We start from the raw sequence: 16,392 nt of genomic DNA, 5'->3' as shown, positions 1-16,392 counted from the left end.
TTTCTTGCAATGTTTGTCCGGCTGCGTCCTACTCTCCCACACCGTCACCAGTGCAGTACCATCGGCGCTGAAGGGCTTAGCTTCCGGGTTCGGAATGGAGCCGGGCGTTTCCCCTTCGCTATGACAGCCGAAACTCTATGGAGATGTCAGTCGTTCCCGACCGTATCTCGGGAACTGCACAGTGGACGCGAACACGCAAAGTCTTTTGGGTGTGTATCAAGTTATCGGCTTATTAGTACCAGTCAGCTACATGCATTGCTGCACTTCCACATCTGGCCTATCAACCCGGTAGTCTAGCCGGGAGCCTCTCGGGGCGAACCCCATGGAAACCTCATCTTGAAGCGTGCTTCCCGCTTAGATGCTTTCAGCGGTTATCACTTCCGAACGTAGCTAATCAGCGGTGCTCTTGGCAGAACAACTGACACACCAGAGGTTCGTCCATCCCGGTCCTCTCGTACTAGGGACAGCCCTTCTCAAGTTTCCTACGCGCACAGAGGATAGGGACCGAACTGTCTCACGACGTTCTAAACCCAGCTCGCGTACCGCTTTAATGGGCGAACAGCCCAACCCTTGGGAGCAACTCCACCCCCAGGATGCGACGAGCCGACATCGAGGTGCCAAACCATGCCGTCGATATGGACTCTTGGGCAAGATCAGCCTGTTATCCCCGGGGTACCTTTTATCCGTTGAGCGACGGCGCTTCCACAAGCCACCGCCGGGTCACTAGTTCCGACTTTCGTCCCTGCTCGACCTGTCAGTCTCGCAGTCAAGCTCCCTTGTGTACTTACACTCGACACCTGATTGCCAACCAGGCTGAGGGAACCTTTGAGCGCCTCCGTTACATTTTAGGAGGCAACCGCCCCAGTTAAACTACCCACCAGGCACTGTCCCTGATCCGGATCACGGACCGAGGTTAGATATCCAGAACGACCAGAGTGGTATTTCAACGTTGACTCCACACACACTGGCGTGCATGCTTCACAGTCTCCCACCTATCCTACACAAGCCGTACCGAACACCAATACCAAGCTATAGTAAAGGTCCCGGGGTCTTTCCGTCCTTCTGCGCGTAACGAGCATCTTTACTCGTAGTGCAATTTCGCCGAGTTCGCGGTTGAGACAGTGGAGAAGTCGTTACGCCATTCGTGCAGGTCGGAACTTACCCGACAAGGAATTTCGCTACCTTAGGATGGTTATAGTTACCACCGCCGTTTACTGGGGCTTAAATTCTGAGCTTCGACCCGAAGATCTAACCCGTCCTCTTAACCTTCCAGCACCGGGCAGGCGTCAGTCCGTATACATCGTCTTGCGACTTCGCACGGACCTGTGTTTTTAGTAAACAGTCGCTTCTCCCTGGTCTCTGCGGCCCTTTCCCCTAGTGAGCAAGTCACTTCAGGGTCCGGGCCCCCCTTCTCCCGAAGTTACGGGGGCATTTTGCCGAATTCCTTAACCACGATTCACTCGATCGCCTTGGTATTCTCTACCTAACCACCTGAGTCGGTTTGGGGTACGGGCGGCTCGAACCTCGCTAGAAGATTTTCTTGGCAGCATAGGATCACCCTGCTTCCCGCATTCGCGGTCACTATCAGGTCTCAGGATATGTGTGAGGCGGATTTGCCTACCTCACTCCCTACACCCTTGGACGTGGACAACCATCGCCACGCGGAGGCTACCTTCCTGCGTCTCTCCATTGCTTGACTACTAACATTCTGGGTCGCGCGCTCCACTCAGAGCCTCTCCCGAAGGATTGGCAACGAGCTTCAGGCGCTTAGCATCGACATGTTCGTCATGGGCGGTTCTTCGCCGGTTCCGGAATATCAACCGGATGTCCATCGACTACGCCTGTCGGCCTCGCCTTAGGTCCCGACTTACCCAGGGCAGATTAGCTTGACCCTGGAACCCTTGGTTATTCGGCGGACGGGTTTCTCACCCGTCATTCGCTACTCATGCCTGCATTCTCACTCGTGTGGCCTCCACGGCTGGATCACTCCGCCGCTTCCCTGGCCACACGACGCTCCCCTACCCATCGACACGCTTGGACCGTGAACCCGCAGGTGTCACGGCCGGGCAATGTGTCAATGCCACAGCTTCGGCGGTGTGCTTGAGCCCCGCTACATTGTCGGCGCGGAATCACTTGACCAGTGAGCTATTACGCACTCTTTAAAGGGTGGCTGCTTCTAAGCCAACCTCCTGGTTGTCAATGCAACTCCACATCCTTTCCCACTTAGCACACGCTTAGGGGCCTTAGCTGGTGATCTGGGCTGTTTCCCTCTCGACTACGGAGCTTATCCCCCGCAGTCTCACTGCCACGCTCTCACTTACCGGCATTCGGAGTTTGGCTAACGTCAGTAACCTGGTGAGGCCCATCGGCTATCCAGTAGCTCTACCTCCGGTAAGAAACACGTGACGCTGCACCTAAATGCATTTCGGGGAGAACCAGCTATCACGGAGTTTGATTGGCCTTTCACCCCTACCCACAGCTCATCCCCTCAGTTTTCAACCTAAGTGGGTTCGGTCCTCCACGACGTCTTACCGTCGCTTCAACCTGGCCATGGGTAGATCACTCCGCTTCGGGTCTAGACCCAGCGACTCATTCGCCCTGTTCGGACTCGCTTTCGCTACGGCTTCCCCACACGGGTTAACCTCGCCACTGAGCACTAACTCGCAGGCTCATTCTTCAAAAGGCACGCTGTCACCCCACGAGGAGGCTCCAACGGATTGTAGGCAAACGGTTTCAGGATCTATTTCACTCCCCTCCCGGGGTACTTTTCACCTTTCCCTCACGGTACTTGTCCGCTATCGGTCACCAGGGAATATTTAGGCTTAGCGGGTGGTCCCGCCAGATTCACACGGGATTTCTCGGGCCCCGTGCTACTTGGGATGGTTCTCTGGAGTTCGCGTCATTTCGTCTACGGGAGTGGCACCCTCTGTGCTGGACCTTTCAATGTCCTTCGACTATGGCGCGAATTTTTGACTCCATGCCGGCCTGTCAGAGCCGACCGAGAAGTCCCACGACCCCATACCTGCAACGCCTGACAGCTATCACACAGATATGGTTTAGCCTCTTCCGCTTTCGCTCGCCACTACTCACGGAATCGCGGTTGCTTTCTCTTCCTGTGGGTACTGAGATGTTTCACTTCCCCACGTTCCCTCTACCCGCCCTATGTGTTCAGGCGGGAGTGACTGGACTTGCCTCCAGCCGGGTTTCCCCATTCGGAAATCCTCGGATCACAGTCTGGTTATCGACTCCCCGAGGCTTATCGCAGATTCCTACGTCCTTCTTCGGTTCCTGGTGCCAAGGCATCCACCGTTTGCCCTTAAAAACTTGATGCACAAAGATTTTAAGATGCTCGCGTCCACTGTGTAGTTCTCAACATACGGGCGGGCCCTCACCGGTGCCGGCGCCTACCGAGCTCGCGCTCGGCGGTTCGTCCGCGGTGAAGGTCCTGGGCCGTAGTACGGCCTGAGGTGAGCATGACGCCCGAGCCCTCAGGACCCAACAACGTGTCAGGCACCGTGCCCCGCCGGCCGCGTTCCACTCTCCTTAAAGGAGCTGTACTTGCTGGCCGAGCGCTGCTCGGTGCCAAATAATCGATCTTCCACCCATGAGCACCTGCTGACCGACAGTCGCGGTCAGACCAGGCTCTGGATCGCTTGCGCGACCAGTGCTCCTTAGAAAGGAGGTGATCCAGCCGCACCTTCCGGTACGGCTACCTTGTTACGACTTAGTCCCAATCGCCAGTCCCACCTTCGACGGCTCCCTCTCAAAGAGTTGGGCCACCGGCTTCGGGTGTTACCGACTTTCGTGACTTGACGGGCGGTGTGTACAAGGCCCGGGAACGTATTCACCGCAGCGTTGCTGATCTGCGATTACTAGCGACTCCGACTTCATGGGGTCGAGTTGCAGACCCCAATCCGAACTGAGACCGGCTTTTTGGGATTCGCTCCACCTTGCGGTTTCGCAGCCCTCTGTACCGGCCATTGTAGCATGTGTGAAGCCCAAGACATAAGGGGCATGATGATTTGACGTCGTCCCCACCTTCCTCCGAGTTGACCCCGGCAGTCTCCTATGAGTCCCCGCCTTTACGCGCTGGCAACATAGAACGAGGGTTGCGCTCGTTGCGGGACTTAACCCAACATCTCACGACACGAGCTGACGACAACCATGCACCACCTGTATACGAGTGTCCAAAGAGTTCGACATCTCTGCCGCGTTCTCGTATATGTCAAGCCTTGGTAAGGTTCTTCGCGTTGCATCGAATTAATCCACATGCTCCGCCGCTTGTGCGGGCCCCCGTCAATTCCTTTGAGTTTTAGCCTTGCGGCCGTACTCCCCAGGCGGGGAACTTAATGCGTTAGCTGCGGCACGGATCTCGTGGAATGAGACCCACACCTAGTTCCCAACGTTTACGGCGTGGACTACCAGGGTATCTAATCCTGTTCGCTCCCCACGCTTTCGCTTCTCAGCGTCAGTAGTGGCCCAGAGACCTGCCTTCGCCATCGGTGTTCCTCCTGATATCTGCGCATTTCACCGCTACACCAGGAATTCCAGTCTCCCCTACCACACTCTAGTCTGCCCGTACCCACCGCAAGTCCGAGGTTGAGCCTCGGATTTTCACGGCAGACGCGACAGACCGCCTACAAGCTCTTTACGCCCAATAATTCCGGACAACGCTCGCACCCTACGTATTACCGCGGCTGCTGGCACGTAGTTAGCCGGTGCTTCTTCTGCAGGTACCGTCACTTTCGCTTCTTCCCTGCTGAAAGAGGTTTACAACCCGAAGGCCGTCATCCCTCACGCGGCGTCGCTGCATCAGGCTTTCGCCCATTGTGCAATATTCCCCACTGCTGCCTCCCGTAGGAGTCTGGGCCGTGTCTCAGTCCCAGTGTGGCCGGTCGCCCTCTCAGGCCGGCTACCCGTCGTCGCCTTGGTGAGCCGTTACCTCACCAACTAGCTGATAGGCCGCGAGTCCATCCCAGACCGAAAAACTTTCCAGACGGTAGAGATGCCTCTCCGTCTCGTATCCGGTATTAGCTCCGGTTTCCCGGGGTTATTCCAGAGTCTGGGGCAGGTTACTCACGTGTTACTCACCCGTTCGCCACTGATCACCCGAGAGCAAGCTCTCGAGGTCACCGTTCGACTTGCATGTGTTAAGCACGCCGCCAGCGTTCGTCCTGAGCCAGGATCAAACTCTCCGTTGATGTGTGACTCTCGGCAGAACCGAGAAATCGTTACCCTTGGAGGGTTGTTTCACTGGCTGAGCACGAACAACCAGCTTTCGCTGTTGTTCGTTGTCAACCAAAGGATTTTCGTGCACCGACCCGCTCGACGGACCTGATGGCCGCCTTCGCGAAGACGATGCGACGAGGTAATTGGCATCGATTTTTGACACGCTGTTGAGTTCTCAAGGTTCGGACGCGCACCAACGCTTCGCTCTGCGAGCTCGTCGTCGGGGCTACTTCCGTGTGTTCTCCCAGTCGCTGGAAGCAACTGTTCAAACTTACCCGCGGTTCTGCTTGGGCGTCAAATCCGTGACCCGCTCTTGGAGCGGCCGGCCTTGATCGCGCTTGGATCTTCGCGGTGTCCCAACTCTAGCACCCTCTCGGGGGCTTCCTCCAACCGGCTCTTCCGGGCGCTCAGCGTCCGGGTCGAGACCCTTCGGGAGTGGGAGCCAGCTCGCGGGACCGGCCACTTGGTGCGGGGCTGTTCGGCCCTGCCGCTTGGTGTCCGTTCCTCCCTCTCGGGCTGACGTCGAGAACATTAGATGACTCCTCGCGCAGAACACAAATCGGCCCCGCCCGCCGACGGGTCCGACAGCCTCCGCAACGACGAAACCCGCTGCAGCGCAGCGGGTTTCATCGGGAGAATTCGTCGTCAGACGGCGTCGGCGGGCTCCAACCGCCCGGCGGCGAGGTTCTTGCGCCCCCGCCGCAGCAGCACGACGCCGCCCGCGAGGACGTCGTCCGCCCCGAGCACGGCCTCGTCGGTGCTCACCTTCGTGCCGTTCACCGACGCGCCACCCTCGCCGATCGTCCGCCGGGCCGCGTTGCGGGACTCGGCCAGACCCACGGCGACCAGGGCGTCGACGACCGACATCCCGACCCGCACCGGACCGCCCGGCAGCTCGGCCGCCGCGTCACGGAGCGTCGGTCCGTCGAGCGCGCGGACGTCACCCCTGCCGAAGAGCGCCTCGCTCGCCGCCTCGACCGCCGCGGTCGCGTCCGCGCCGTGGACCAGTGTCGTGACGTCGGCCGCGAGGGTGCGCTGGGCGGCCCGCCGCCACGGCTCCTCGGCGGTCTGCCGCTCGAGATCGGCGACCTCGTCGGCCGTCCGGTCGGTGAAGACCCGCAGGAGCGTCCCGACCGAGGCGTCCTCGACGTTGAGCCAGTACTGGAAGAAGGCGTAGGGGCTGGTCATCTCCGCCGAGAGCCAGATGGCGTTGCCGGCGCTCTTGCCGAACTTCTCCCCCGAGCTGTCGGTGAGCAGCGGCGTCGTCAGCAGGTGCACCGAGGCCCCCTCGACCCGGTGGATGAGGTCGGACCCGGCCGTGAGGTTGCCCCACTGGTCGTTGCCGCCCGTCTGCAGCGTGCAGCCGAAGTCGCGGAAGAGCTGGAGGTAGTCCAGGCCCTGGAGCAGCTGGTAGCTGAACTCGGTGTACGAGATCCCCTCGTCGGAGTTCAGCCGCGCCGCGATCGCCTCCTTCCGGACCATCTGGTTGACCCGGAAGTGCTTGCCGACGTCGCGGAGGAAGTCGAGCGCCGACAGCCCCTCGGTCCAGTCGAGGTTGTTGACGAACACCGCCGGGTTGTCACCGGTGGTGTCGAGGAACGGGCGCACCTGGTCTTGGATGCGGGCCACCCACTCCGCCGTCTGCTCCTTGGTCTTGAGGACCCGCTCGGCCGAGGGCCGGGGGTCCCCGATGAGGCCCGTCGAGCCGCCGACGAGGCAGATGACGCGGTGCCCCGCGCGCTGGAGGTGGCGCAGCAGGACGAGCTGGACGAGGTTGCCGAAGTGCAGCGACGGGGCGGTGGGGTCGAAGCCGCAGTACGCCGTGATCGGCCCGTCGGCGAGTGCCCGGCGCAGCGCGGACTCGTCGGTGGTCTGCGCCACCAGCCCCCGCCACTGCAGCTCGTCGAGGATGTCGGTCACGGTGGTCGTCCCTCCGGCTCGGTGCGCGCCGGCGGTCACCGGCCGTCCCAGCCTCCCACGTCGGAACCCGGTGGACGCGACCGCCACCACCGGGTGGGATGGGCGGGTGCGACGCATCCACGACGACGAGGCCGACACCTCCCCCGCGACGCTGCGGGCCCTCGTGGCCACCGTCCCCGGCTGGGCCGACCTGCCGCTGCACCCCGTCGGCGCCACGGGCACCGACCACGTCGTGCAGCGCCTCGGCGACGGGCTCGTCCTGCGCGTCCCCCGCAAGGAGTCGGCCGCGCGGAGCCTGCTCGACGAGGTCGGGCACCTGCGCCACGTCGCACCCCACGTGCCCGTCCCGGTCCCGGAGGTCGTGCACGTCGGCGCCCCGACGGCCGGCTACCCCTACACCTGGGCCGTGCTGCGCTGGCTCGGCGGATCGGACGCCTGGGCCGCGCGGCGCGAGCTCGAGGACCCCCGGGGCGAGCGCCTCGCCGCCGACCTCGCCGGCCTCGTCCTCGCGCTGCGGGCTGCGCCGCCGCTGCCGGTCCCCCGCCGGAACGCCGGGCAGCGGGGCGGACCGCTCCAGGGCGTGCTCGAGCGGTCCGAGCGGTGGCTCTCCGGGTCCGACGGTCCGCTGCCCGCATGGGTCGACGTCGACGCCGTGCGCCACCTCGTCCACCGCAGCCGGTCCGCCGCGCACGACGAGGTGCCGTACGTCCTCACCCACGGCGACCTCATCCCGGGCAACGTGCTCGTCGACGGTGCCCGCCTGGCCGCGGTCATCGACTGGGGGTACGGGTCGCTCGCCGACCCCGCCCTCGACCTCGTCGCGGGCTGGTCGCTGCTCGGCCCCGCGGCCCGGGCGGTGTTCCGCGAGGCCGTCGGCGCCGACGACGCCACGTGGGAGCGCGCGCGGGCCAACGCGCTCGAGCAGGCCCTCGGCGGCGTCGTCTACTACACGCCGCGGCGCCACCCCCTCGCCGACGTCATGGGCCGGACCCTGCGGCGCCTCCTCGACGAGACCCACCCGTGAGCGCACCGGTCCGGAAGGTCGCCGTGGTCGGTGGTGGCGTGGCCGGCCTGGCGCTGGCCGCGGCCCTCCCGCCGTCCGTCGAGGTCGTCGTGCACGAGGCCCAGCCGGAGCGCGCGGGCTGGGGGTCCTCGCTCGTCCTCGGCCCGTGGGTGCGCCCGGCGCTGCACCGCCTCGGCGTGCTCGACGCGATGGTGCGGGCCGGCTCACCCGTCGGCCCGGGACGCCTCCTCGCGCTGGACGGCCGGCCGTTGACGCGCGCCCACGACCCCCACCTGCTCGCGGTCCCGCGCCCGGCCCTGCTCGCGACGCTGGCGGCGGTCGTCCCGTCCCGGGTGCGGGTGGTCCACGAGGAGGTCGACGACCCGTCCGGCCTGGACGCCGACCTCGTCGTCGGTGCGGACGGTGTCCGCAGCCGGGTGCGCGGCCTCGTGGACCGGGACCGGGCCGAGCGCGTCCCGACCCCCTGGGTCGCGCTGCGGGGTCGGCTCGACGCTCCCCCGCACCCCGGCACGGTCGGCGAGTACTGGGGTCCCGGGCTGCTCGTCGGGCTCGTGCCGACCCCGGGCGGCGGCTACTGGTTCACCTCCCACGCGAGCGCGGCGGCACCCGAGCCCCTCGACCCCGCGCCGGTGCTCGCCGAGGCCCGCGCCCTCGCCACGGAGGCCGCCGAGGTGGTCCGCCGGCTGCTCGCCGACGCCCCGGGCGCGAGCGCCACGCGGCTCTGGCTGGCCCCTGCCCTGCGCCGCTACGCCCGCGGACGGTACGTCGTGGTCGGCGACGCGGCCCACGCGATGACCCCGAACCTCGGCCGCGGCGCCGGCGAGGCCCTCCTCGACGCGGTCACCCTGGCGGAGCACGTGGCGGGCGGGGGCTCGCTCGTCGGGTGGCAGGCCCGGCGGCTGCCCGCGACCCAGGCCGCTCGGGCCGCCTCGGGCCTCGTGATGCGCGGAGCGCTCGCCGGCCGGGGTCACGCCCTGCGCGACCGGGCCGTGCGGCTCAGCCCCGTCGGCGCGGAGTGGCCGCCCGGTAGGCGCTGACCGTCGGCTCGTCGGCGAGCCAGAACCGCCACGGGAAGGCCGTCCCGTCGCCGCCGGCACCGCTCACCCCGACCCGCGGACCGGTGGCGACGACCCCCGGCGGCGTCGGGCCGTCGGGCAGCTCGAGGCGGCCGTCGGTCGCGGGGTCCAGCAGGTCGAGACCGTTCTCGGCCCGTCCCAGCGCGAGGGTGGTGGCGAGCCGGGCCGGACCGCGGGCCCAGTCCCGCTCCCGGACCCCGGCCCGCCGTCCGGCGGCGAGGCCGTGGCCGTCGACCACCTCGCCCGCGCGCAGCAGGACCGCCGAGGCCTCCCCCGCCGGACCGGTGACGACGTTGGCGCAGAAGTGCATCCCGTAGGTGAAGTACACGTAGAGCCGGCCGGCCGGGCCGAACATCACCTCGGTGCGCGGCGTCCGGCCGCGGAAGGCGTGCGACCCCGGGTCGGCCGAGCCCGCGTAGACCTCGACCTCGGTGAGCCGGACGGTGACCCCGGCGTGGGTGAGCCGGGCCCCGAGCAGCCGCGGTGCGACGTCGAGGACGTCCCCCGCGAGCAGCCCGGCGAGCACGGTCAGCGCGCGACCGGGAGGTCGGCGGCCCAGGCCCGCGCCTCGGTGGCGCTCGCTGCCACCCGCTCGAGCTGCTCGGCGACGCGGACGGGGGCCGTGCCGCCCTTCGCCGAGCGCGACGCCAGCGAGCCCTCGACCGAGAGCACCTCGCGGACCCCCGGCGTCAGGTGCGGCGAGACCGCACGCAGGTCGTCGTCGGAGAGGTCCCACAGCTCGATGCCGCGCTCCTCGCAGGCCCGGACGCACGCCCCGGCCACCTCGTGCGCGACCCGGAACGGCACGCCCTCGCGGACCAGCCACTCGGCGACGTCGGTGGCGAGCGAGAAGCCCTGCGGCGCGAGCGCGGCCATCCGGTCGGTGTGGAAGGTCAGGGTGGCGACCATCCCGGAGAACGCCGGCAGGAGCACCTCGAGGGTGTCGACGGCGTCGAACACCGGCTCCTTGTCCTCCTGCAGGTCGCGGTTGTACGCGAGCGGGAGGGCCTTGAGCGTCGTGAGCAGCCCCGCGAGGTCGCCGACCAGCCGGCCGGCCTTGCCGCGCGCCAGCTCGGCGACGTCGGGGTTCTTCTTCTGCGGCATGATGCTCGACCCCGTCGAGTAGGAGTCGTCGAGCGTGACGAACGAGAACTCCTTCGTCGCCCAGAGGATGACCTCCTCGGCGAGCCGGGAGACGTCGACGGCGGTCATCGCGCAGACGAACGAGAACTCCGCGACGAAGTCGCGCGAGGCCGTGCCGTCGATCGAGTTCTCGACCGAGGTGGCGAAGCCGAGGTCCGCGGCGACGGCCTCCGGGTCGAGGCCCAGCGAGGACCCGGCGAGGGCCCCCGCGCCGTAGGGCGATACCGCCGTCCGCGCGTCCCAGTCGCGCAGCCGCTCGACGTCGCGAAGCAGCGGCCACGCGTGGGCGAGCAGGTGGTGCGACAGGAGCACCGGCTGGGCGTGCTGGAGGTGGGTGCGCCCGGGCATCGGCACCCCGAGGTGGGTGCGGGCCTGGGCGAGCAGGGCCTCGACGACGTCGAGGACCAGGCCGGCGACGACCCGCGCGTGCTCGCGCAGGTACATCCGGAACAGCGTCGCCACCTGGTCGTTGCGCGAGCGACCGGCGCGGATGCGTCCGCCCACCTCGGGGCCGACGCGCACGATGAGGCCGCGCTCGAGGGCGGTGTGGACGTCCTCGTCGGACTCGGCCGGCACGAACGACCCCGACTCGACGTCGGCGCGCAGCCGCTCGAGCCCGTCGAGCATGGCGGCCAGCGTGGCGTCGTCGAGGAGTCCGGCGGCGTGGAGGACGCGGGCGTGGGCCCGGGAGCCGGCGAGGTCGTGCGGCGCGAGCCGCCAGTCGAAGTGCGTCGACTTCGACAGCGCCGCGAGCGCGTCGGCCGGGCCGCCGGAGAACCGGCCGCCCCAGAGGCTGACGGGGGTGCCTGCGGGCTCGGTCACGGGGTGTCCTTCCGGGTGTACGACATGAGGAGGTCGGTCACCGTGCGGCTGCGGGCGGCCCCCGACGTGATGACCATGATGGTGTCGTCGCCCGCGATCGTGCCGAGCACCCCCTCGACGGTGGTGTGGTCGATGGCCGAGGCGAGGAAGTTCGCGGCGCCGGGCGGGGTCCGCAGGACGACGAGGTTGGCCGAGTGCTCGGCCGAGACGAGCAGCTCCTGGCAGCGCGACGCGAGCCGGGAGGTGCGCTCCTCGGTGTCGGCCGCGGGCCGCACGGTGCGGTCGCCGCCCTCCCCCGGCACGGCGTAGACGAGCGCCTTCCCGACCCGCACCCGCTCGGCCCCGACGTCGACGAGGTCGCGCGAGAGGGTCGCCTGGGTGACCTCGATGCCGTCGGCGGCGAGCAGGTCGAGCAGCTCGGTCTGGCTGCGGACGGGCGTGGCCTGGAGGATCTCGGTGATCCGCTGCCGGCGGGCCGCCCGGGACGTCGAGACGGTCATCGGCCGGCCTCCGCCTGCTCGACGAGCCAGGAGAGCAGCGCCTTCTGGGCGTGCATCCGGTTCTCGGCCTCCTGCCAGACGTGCGAGCGCGGACCGTCGATGACCTCGGCGCTCACCTCGTACCCGCGGTAGGCCGGCAGGCAGTGGAGGAAGAGGGCGTCCGGGCCGGCGTGGGCCATGAGGTCCTCGTCGACGGCGTACTTCGTGAACGGGCTGCCCTCCCCCTTGCGCTCCGCCAGCTCGGCCTCCTGCCCCATCGACACCCACGTGTCGGTGACGACGACGTCGGCCCCGTGGACGGCGCCCAGCGGGTCGTCGGTGACGAGCACGGAGCCGCCGGCCGTCGCCGCCAGCTCGTGCGCCCGGGCGACGTACTCGTCCTTCGGTGGGTGCGAGGTCGGCGTCCCGATGCGCACGTGCATCCCGGCGGTGGCGCAGCCGAGCAGGTACGAGTGGGCCATGTTGTTCGCGCCGTCGCCGACGTAGGCGAGCGTGCGGCCGGCGAGGTCGCCGAGCAGCTCGCGCAGGGTCAGCAGGTCGGCGAGGACCTGGCACGGGTGGAAGTCGTCGGTCAGCGCGTTGACCACCGGCACGCCGGCGAACTCGGCCATCTCCTCGAGCGCGGACTGGGCGAAGGTGCGCCAGACCACCGCCGCGGACTGCGGCCCGATGATGCGGGCGACGTCGGCCACCGACTCGCGGACCCCGACACCGGCGAGCCGGCCGTCGACGACCATCGGGAAGCCGCCGAGCCCGGCGACCGCGCCGACGAAGGAGACCTGGGTCCGCAGCGTCGGCTTGTCGAAGAGGATCGAGACGGTGCGGGGGCCCTCGAGGCACCGGTCGGAGAACGGCGCGGCCTTGAGGGCGAGCGCGCGGTCGAGGACCTCGGCCTGCTCGGCCGGCGACAGGTCGTCGTCGCGCAGGAAGTGGCGCAGGGTCATCGCGGGGTCTCCTCGGTGGCCAGGTCGAGCAGCCCGGGCAGGGCGTCGACGAACAGGTCGAGCTGGTCGGTGGTGACGACGAGCGGCGGGGCGAGCCGGACCGCGTCCGGGGCGACGGGGTTGAGGATGAGTCCGGCCTCGCGCCCGTGGGCCGCGACCGCGGGGGCCCAGTCGCCCGCGAGCGTGACGGCCCGGAGCAGCCCGCTGCCCCGGATGCCGGTGACGCGCGGGTCGTCGAGGCCGTCGATGCGCCGCTCGAGGTGCTCGCCGGCGGAGCGGACGTGGGCGAGCAGGCCCTCGGACTCGATGGTGTCGAGGACGGCCAGCCCGGCCGCGCAGGCGAGCGGGTTGCCGCCGAAGGTCGACCCGTGCTGGCCGGCGGTGAGCATCCCGCTGACCTCCGGGCCGAACGTCACGAGGGCGCCGATGGGGATGCCGCCGCCGAGGCCCTTGGCCAGCGTCATCGCGTCGGGGATGACCCCGGCCTGTTGGAACGCGAACCACGATCCGGTGCGCCCGACGCCGGTCTGGATCTCGTCGAGCACGAGGAGTGCGCCCGCCTCCGCCGTGACCCGGCGGGCGGCCCGGAGGAAGTCGGGCGCGGCGGGGACGACCCCGCCCTCGCCCTGGATCGGCTCGAGGACCACGGCCGAGGTGTCCGGGCCGACCGCCGCCTCGAGGGCCGCGACGTCGCCCCACGGCACGTGGACGACGCCGGGCAGGAGCGGCTCGAACGGCTCGCGGTAGGCGGGCTTGTGGGTGAGGGCGAGGGCGCCGGTGGTGCGGCCGTGGAAGGCGCCCTCGGCGGCGACGATGCCGGTGCGGCCGGTGCGCCGGGCCAGCTTGACCGCCGCCTCGATCGCCTCGGCCCCGCTGTTGCAGAAGAAGACCGCCGACCCGACGGGCGCGTCCGCGACCCGGAGGATGCGCTCGGCGAGCTCGACCTGCGGGACGGACGTATAGAAGTTCGACACGTGCACGAGCTGGCCGGCCTGCTTCGACACGGCGGCGACGAGCGCAGGGTGGTTGTGCCCCAACGCGTTCACCGCGAGGCCTCCGACGAGGTCGAGGTAGCGGCGCCCGTCGACGTCCCAGACCCACGCGCCGTCGCCGTGCTCGAGGACGAGCTGCGGGCGGCCGAAGACCTGGACGAGGGCGGACTCGTAGCGGCCGAGGTACTCCTCGGTGTGCGTGGCCGGTGCGGCGTCAGGCATCCTCGCTCCCCTCCTCGTCGGGCAGGACCATCGTGCCGATGCCCTCGGAGGTGAAGACCTCGAGGAGCAGGCTGTGCGGCTGGCGGCCGTCGACGACGTGCGCCTGCGGCACACCGGACTCCACGGCACGGATGCACGCCTCGAGCTTCGGGATCATGCCGGCGTCGACCGTCGTGAGCAGCTCGCGGGCGGCCGAGACGCGCAGCTCGGAGAGCAGCGAGCCGCGGTCGGGCCAGCGGGCATAGACCCCCTCGACGTCGGTGAGCACGACGAGCTTGCGGGCGCCGAGGGCCGCGGCCAGCGCCGCGGCGGCGGTGTCGGCGTTGACGTTGAGCACCTGGCCGTCCTCGTCGAGGTCGGGGGCGATCGTCGAGACGACGGGGATGCGGCCGGCGTCGAGGAGGTCGAGGACGGCGCCGGGGTCGACCTCGACGACGTCGCCGACGAGCCCGATGTCGTGGTGCTGCCCGTCGACGGTGACCCCGCGGCGGCGAGCCCCGAAGAGCCCAGCGTCCTCGCCGGAGAGCCCGACCGCGACCGGCCCGTGCTGGTTGAGCAGCCCGACGAGCTCGCGCCCGACCTGGCCGGTGAGGACCATTCGGACGACGTCCATGACCTCGGGCGTCGTGACGCGCAGGCCGCCGCGGAACTCGGACTCCAGGCCGAGCCGGTCGAGCATCCCCTTGATCTGCGGACCGCCGCCGTGGACGACGACCGGGCGCAGGCCGGCGAACCGCAGGAAGGCGACGTCCTGCGCGAACGCGGCCTTGAGCGCGTCGTCGGTCATCGCGTTGCCGCCGTACTTGACGACGACGAGGGCGCCGCGGAAGCGCTCGAGCCAGGGCAGCGCCTCGACGAGGGTCTGGGCCTTGGACTGGGCGACGCGCAGCGCGGCGGCGTCGATCGCGCCGCGCAGGGCCTGCCGCTCGGGTGGCGTCATCGGGACCTTCTCGCTCGTGGGGGCGCTCACGTGGAGTACGCCGAGTTCTCGTGGACGTAGTCGTGCGTCAGGTCGTTGGTCCAGATCGTCGCGGTGGCGTCGCCGGCGTGGAGGTCGACGACGACGCGCACCTCGCGGCCGGACAGGTCGACGAGGGAGCGGTCCTCCCCGACTCCGCCGGCCCGGCAGACCTGCACCGCGTTCATCGAGACGTCGAGGGCGGCGGGGTCGAAGGCGGCGGTCGTCGTGCCGACGGCGGCGAGGACCCGCCCCCAGTTGGGGTCGTTGCCGAACACGGCGCACTTGAACAGGGTGTTGCGGGCCACGGCGCGGGCGACCTCGAGGGCGTCGTCCTCCGAGGCCGCGGTGCGGACCTCGACGGCGATGTCGTGGTGCGCGCCCTCGGCGTCGGCGACGAGCTGCCGGGCGAGGTCGGCGCACACGGCGGCGACCGCCTCGGTGAGCTCGGCCTCGCCGACCTCGACGCCGGAGGCCCCGGAGGCGAGGAGGACGACGGTGTCGTTCGTCGACATGCAGCCGTCGGAGTCGACCCGGTCGAAGGTCGTGCGGGTCGCCTCCCGCAGGGCCGGGTCGAGGACCGCGGGGTCGACGACGGCGTCGGTGGTCACGACGACGAGCATCGTCGCGAGGGCCGGCGCGAGCATCCCCGCGCCCTTGGCCATCCCGCCGACCGACCACCCGTCGCGGTCGGCGTGGGCGGTCTTGGCGACGGTGTCGGTCGTCATGATCGCCTCGGCGGCGACCGGGCCACCGTCGGCGGCGAGGGCGTCGGTCGCCGCGTCGATGCCGTCGAGCAGGCGGTCCATCGGCAGCCGCTCGCCGATGAGGCCGGTGGAGCAGACGACGACGTCACCGGGGGCGACGTCGAGCAGCGAGCCGACGTGCTCGGCCGTGCGGTGGGTGTCCTGGAAGCCGGGTGCGCCGGTGCAGGCGTTGGCGCCACCGCTGTTGAGGACGACGGCGTCGACCCGCCCGTCGGCGACCACGGTGCGCGACCAGGTGACCGGCGCGGCCTCGACCCGGTTGCTCGTGAAGACCGCCGCGGCGTGGTGGTCGGGACCGTCGTTGACGACGAGGGCGACGTCCGGCCGGCCGGAGGACTTCAGCCCGGCGACGACGCCGGAGGCGCGGAACCCCCGAGGGGTGGTGACCGACATCAGCGACCTCCGGAGAGCGACGTGGGGGTGATGACGAAGCCCGCGCGGCGCCAGGCCCGCGAGGCGTCGTCGGTGCGGTCGGCGGGCACGAGGATCCAGTCGGTGTCGAAGGTCGAGAGGCCGAGCACGGAGATGCCGGCGTCGACGAGCGGCGCGAGGATCTCGGCGAACACGCCGACGGCGGAGAAGTCGAGCGGCCCGGCGACCTCGACGGCCCGGAACGGACCCTCGGTGCGGGCGCCGCGCGGCACCGAGGCCGTCGCGCAGACCACCGAGGTCTCGTCGGCGGTGCGGGTCAGCGAGGCGAGGGGGCCGGTGTTCCAGTCGAAGGACGGCTCCTCCCCGCTCGGCAGCCGGACGACGGAGACGTCCTCGGGGTGCTCCATGAGGTGCAGCGGCATG

General features: G+C 68.9%; 11 protein-coding genes and 3 rRNA genes. 2 read left to right on the top strand and 12 right to left on the bottom strand.

Annotated features, from left to right (window positions below):
* Positions 1 to 15: 15 nt before the first annotated feature.
* The 4 genes from rrf to tyrS form a co-directional block, all read right to left on the bottom strand.
* Positions 16 to 132 (bottom strand): 5S ribosomal RNA (rrf, locus tag JQN70_RS03205).
* 80 nt (positions 133 to 212) lie between these two features.
* Positions 213 to 3,330: ribosomal RNA gene (locus tag JQN70_RS03200) — 23S ribosomal RNA — on the bottom strand.
* Positions 3,331 to 3,675: 345 nt separating this feature from the next.
* Positions 3,676 to 5,201: ribosomal RNA gene (locus JQN70_RS03195) — 16S ribosomal RNA — on the bottom strand.
* Together the 16S, 23S and 5S rRNA genes form the textbook arrangement of a ribosomal RNA operon.
* A gap of 673 nt (positions 5,202 to 5,874) precedes the next feature.
* Positions 5,875 to 7,149, bottom strand: a complete 1,275-nt coding sequence (gene tyrS, locus JQN70_RS03190) for a tyrosine--tRNA ligase (protein WP_204129872.1) — start codon at positions 7,147 to 7,149, stop codon at positions 5,875 to 5,877.
* A 106-nt stretch (positions 7,150 to 7,255) separates the two neighbouring features.
* Here tyrS and JQN70_RS03185 point away from each other — a divergent pair, with 106 nt between their 5' ends.
* Both JQN70_RS03185 and JQN70_RS03180 read left to right on the top strand, forming a co-directional pair.
* The gene (locus JQN70_RS03185; protein ID WP_204129871.1) at positions 7,256 to 8,173 is read left to right on the top strand and encodes a phosphotransferase; all 918 of its coding nucleotides are present in this window, start codon (positions 7,256 to 7,258) and stop codon (positions 8,171 to 8,173) included.
* Positions 8,170 to 9,210, top strand: coding sequence for an FAD-dependent monooxygenase (locus JQN70_RS03180; protein WP_204129870.1), 1,041 nt, complete (start codon positions 8,170 to 8,172; stop codon positions 9,208 to 9,210). The genes JQN70_RS03185 and JQN70_RS03180 overlap by 4 nt, the downstream gene beginning before the upstream one ends.
* On the opposite strand, the gene JQN70_RS03175 is transcribed toward JQN70_RS03180, so the two are convergent.
* The 8 genes from JQN70_RS03175 to JQN70_RS03140 are packed head-to-tail and all read right to left on the bottom strand — an operon-like array spanning position 9,170 to position 16,391.
* On the bottom strand, positions 9,170 to 9,775 hold the full coding sequence (locus tag JQN70_RS03175; protein WP_307835789.1) for a DNA-3-methyladenine glycosylase: 606 nt from the start codon (positions 9,773 to 9,775) through the stop codon (positions 9,170 to 9,172). The two genes, JQN70_RS03180 and JQN70_RS03175, sit on opposite strands and share 41 nt — an antisense overlap.
* Positions 9,776 to 9,777: 2 nt before the next feature.
* Complete coding sequence (gene argH, locus JQN70_RS03170; RefSeq protein ID WP_204129869.1) at positions 9,778 to 11,214, bottom strand: argininosuccinate lyase; 1,437 nt, start codon at positions 11,212 to 11,214, stop codon at positions 9,778 to 9,780.
* A complete protein-coding gene (locus tag JQN70_RS03165) occupies positions 11,211 to 11,714 on the bottom strand; it encodes an arginine repressor (RefSeq protein ID WP_204129868.1) in 504 nt (167 codons plus the stop codon). Before JQN70_RS03165 ends, argH begins: the two co-directional genes overlap by 4 nt.
* Positions 11,711 to 12,658, bottom strand: coding sequence for an ornithine carbamoyltransferase (argF, locus tag JQN70_RS03160; RefSeq protein ID WP_204129867.1), 948 nt, complete (start codon positions 12,656 to 12,658; stop codon positions 11,711 to 11,713). Before argF ends, JQN70_RS03165 begins: the two co-directional genes overlap by 4 nt.
* Entirely contained in the window at positions 12,655 to 13,872 is a 1,218-nt protein-coding gene (locus tag JQN70_RS03155) for an acetylornithine transaminase (RefSeq protein WP_204129866.1), read from the bottom strand. Before JQN70_RS03155 ends, argF begins: the two co-directional genes overlap by 4 nt.
* A complete protein-coding gene (gene argB, locus JQN70_RS03150) occupies positions 13,865 to 14,812 on the bottom strand; it encodes an acetylglutamate kinase (RefSeq protein ID WP_204129865.1) in 948 nt (315 codons plus the stop codon). Before argB ends, JQN70_RS03155 begins: the two co-directional genes overlap by 8 nt.
* A gap of 26 nt (positions 14,813 to 14,838) precedes the next feature.
* Complete coding sequence (gene argJ, locus JQN70_RS03145) at positions 14,839 to 15,990, bottom strand: bifunctional glutamate N-acetyltransferase/amino-acid acetyltransferase ArgJ (protein ID WP_204129864.1); 1,152 nt, start codon at positions 15,988 to 15,990, stop codon at positions 14,839 to 14,841.
* Positions 15,990 to 16,391 (bottom strand): ACT domain-containing protein, encoded by a 402-nt coding sequence (locus JQN70_RS03140; RefSeq protein WP_204129928.1) that lies wholly within the window; start codon positions 16,389 to 16,391, stop codon positions 15,990 to 15,992. The genes argJ and JQN70_RS03140 overlap by 1 nt, the downstream gene beginning before the upstream one ends.
* Between the last annotated feature and the right edge of the window lies 1 nt (position 16,392).

Origin of the sequence: Phycicoccus sonneratiae, assembly GCF_016887965.1 — a bacterium.
GTDB classification, from domain to species: domain Bacteria; phylum Actinomycetota; class Actinomycetes; order Actinomycetales; family Dermatophilaceae; genus Phycicoccus; species Phycicoccus sonneratiae.
Note: the sequence above shows the minus strand (reverse complement) of the source record. Positions and strands in the feature narration are given on the sequence as shown.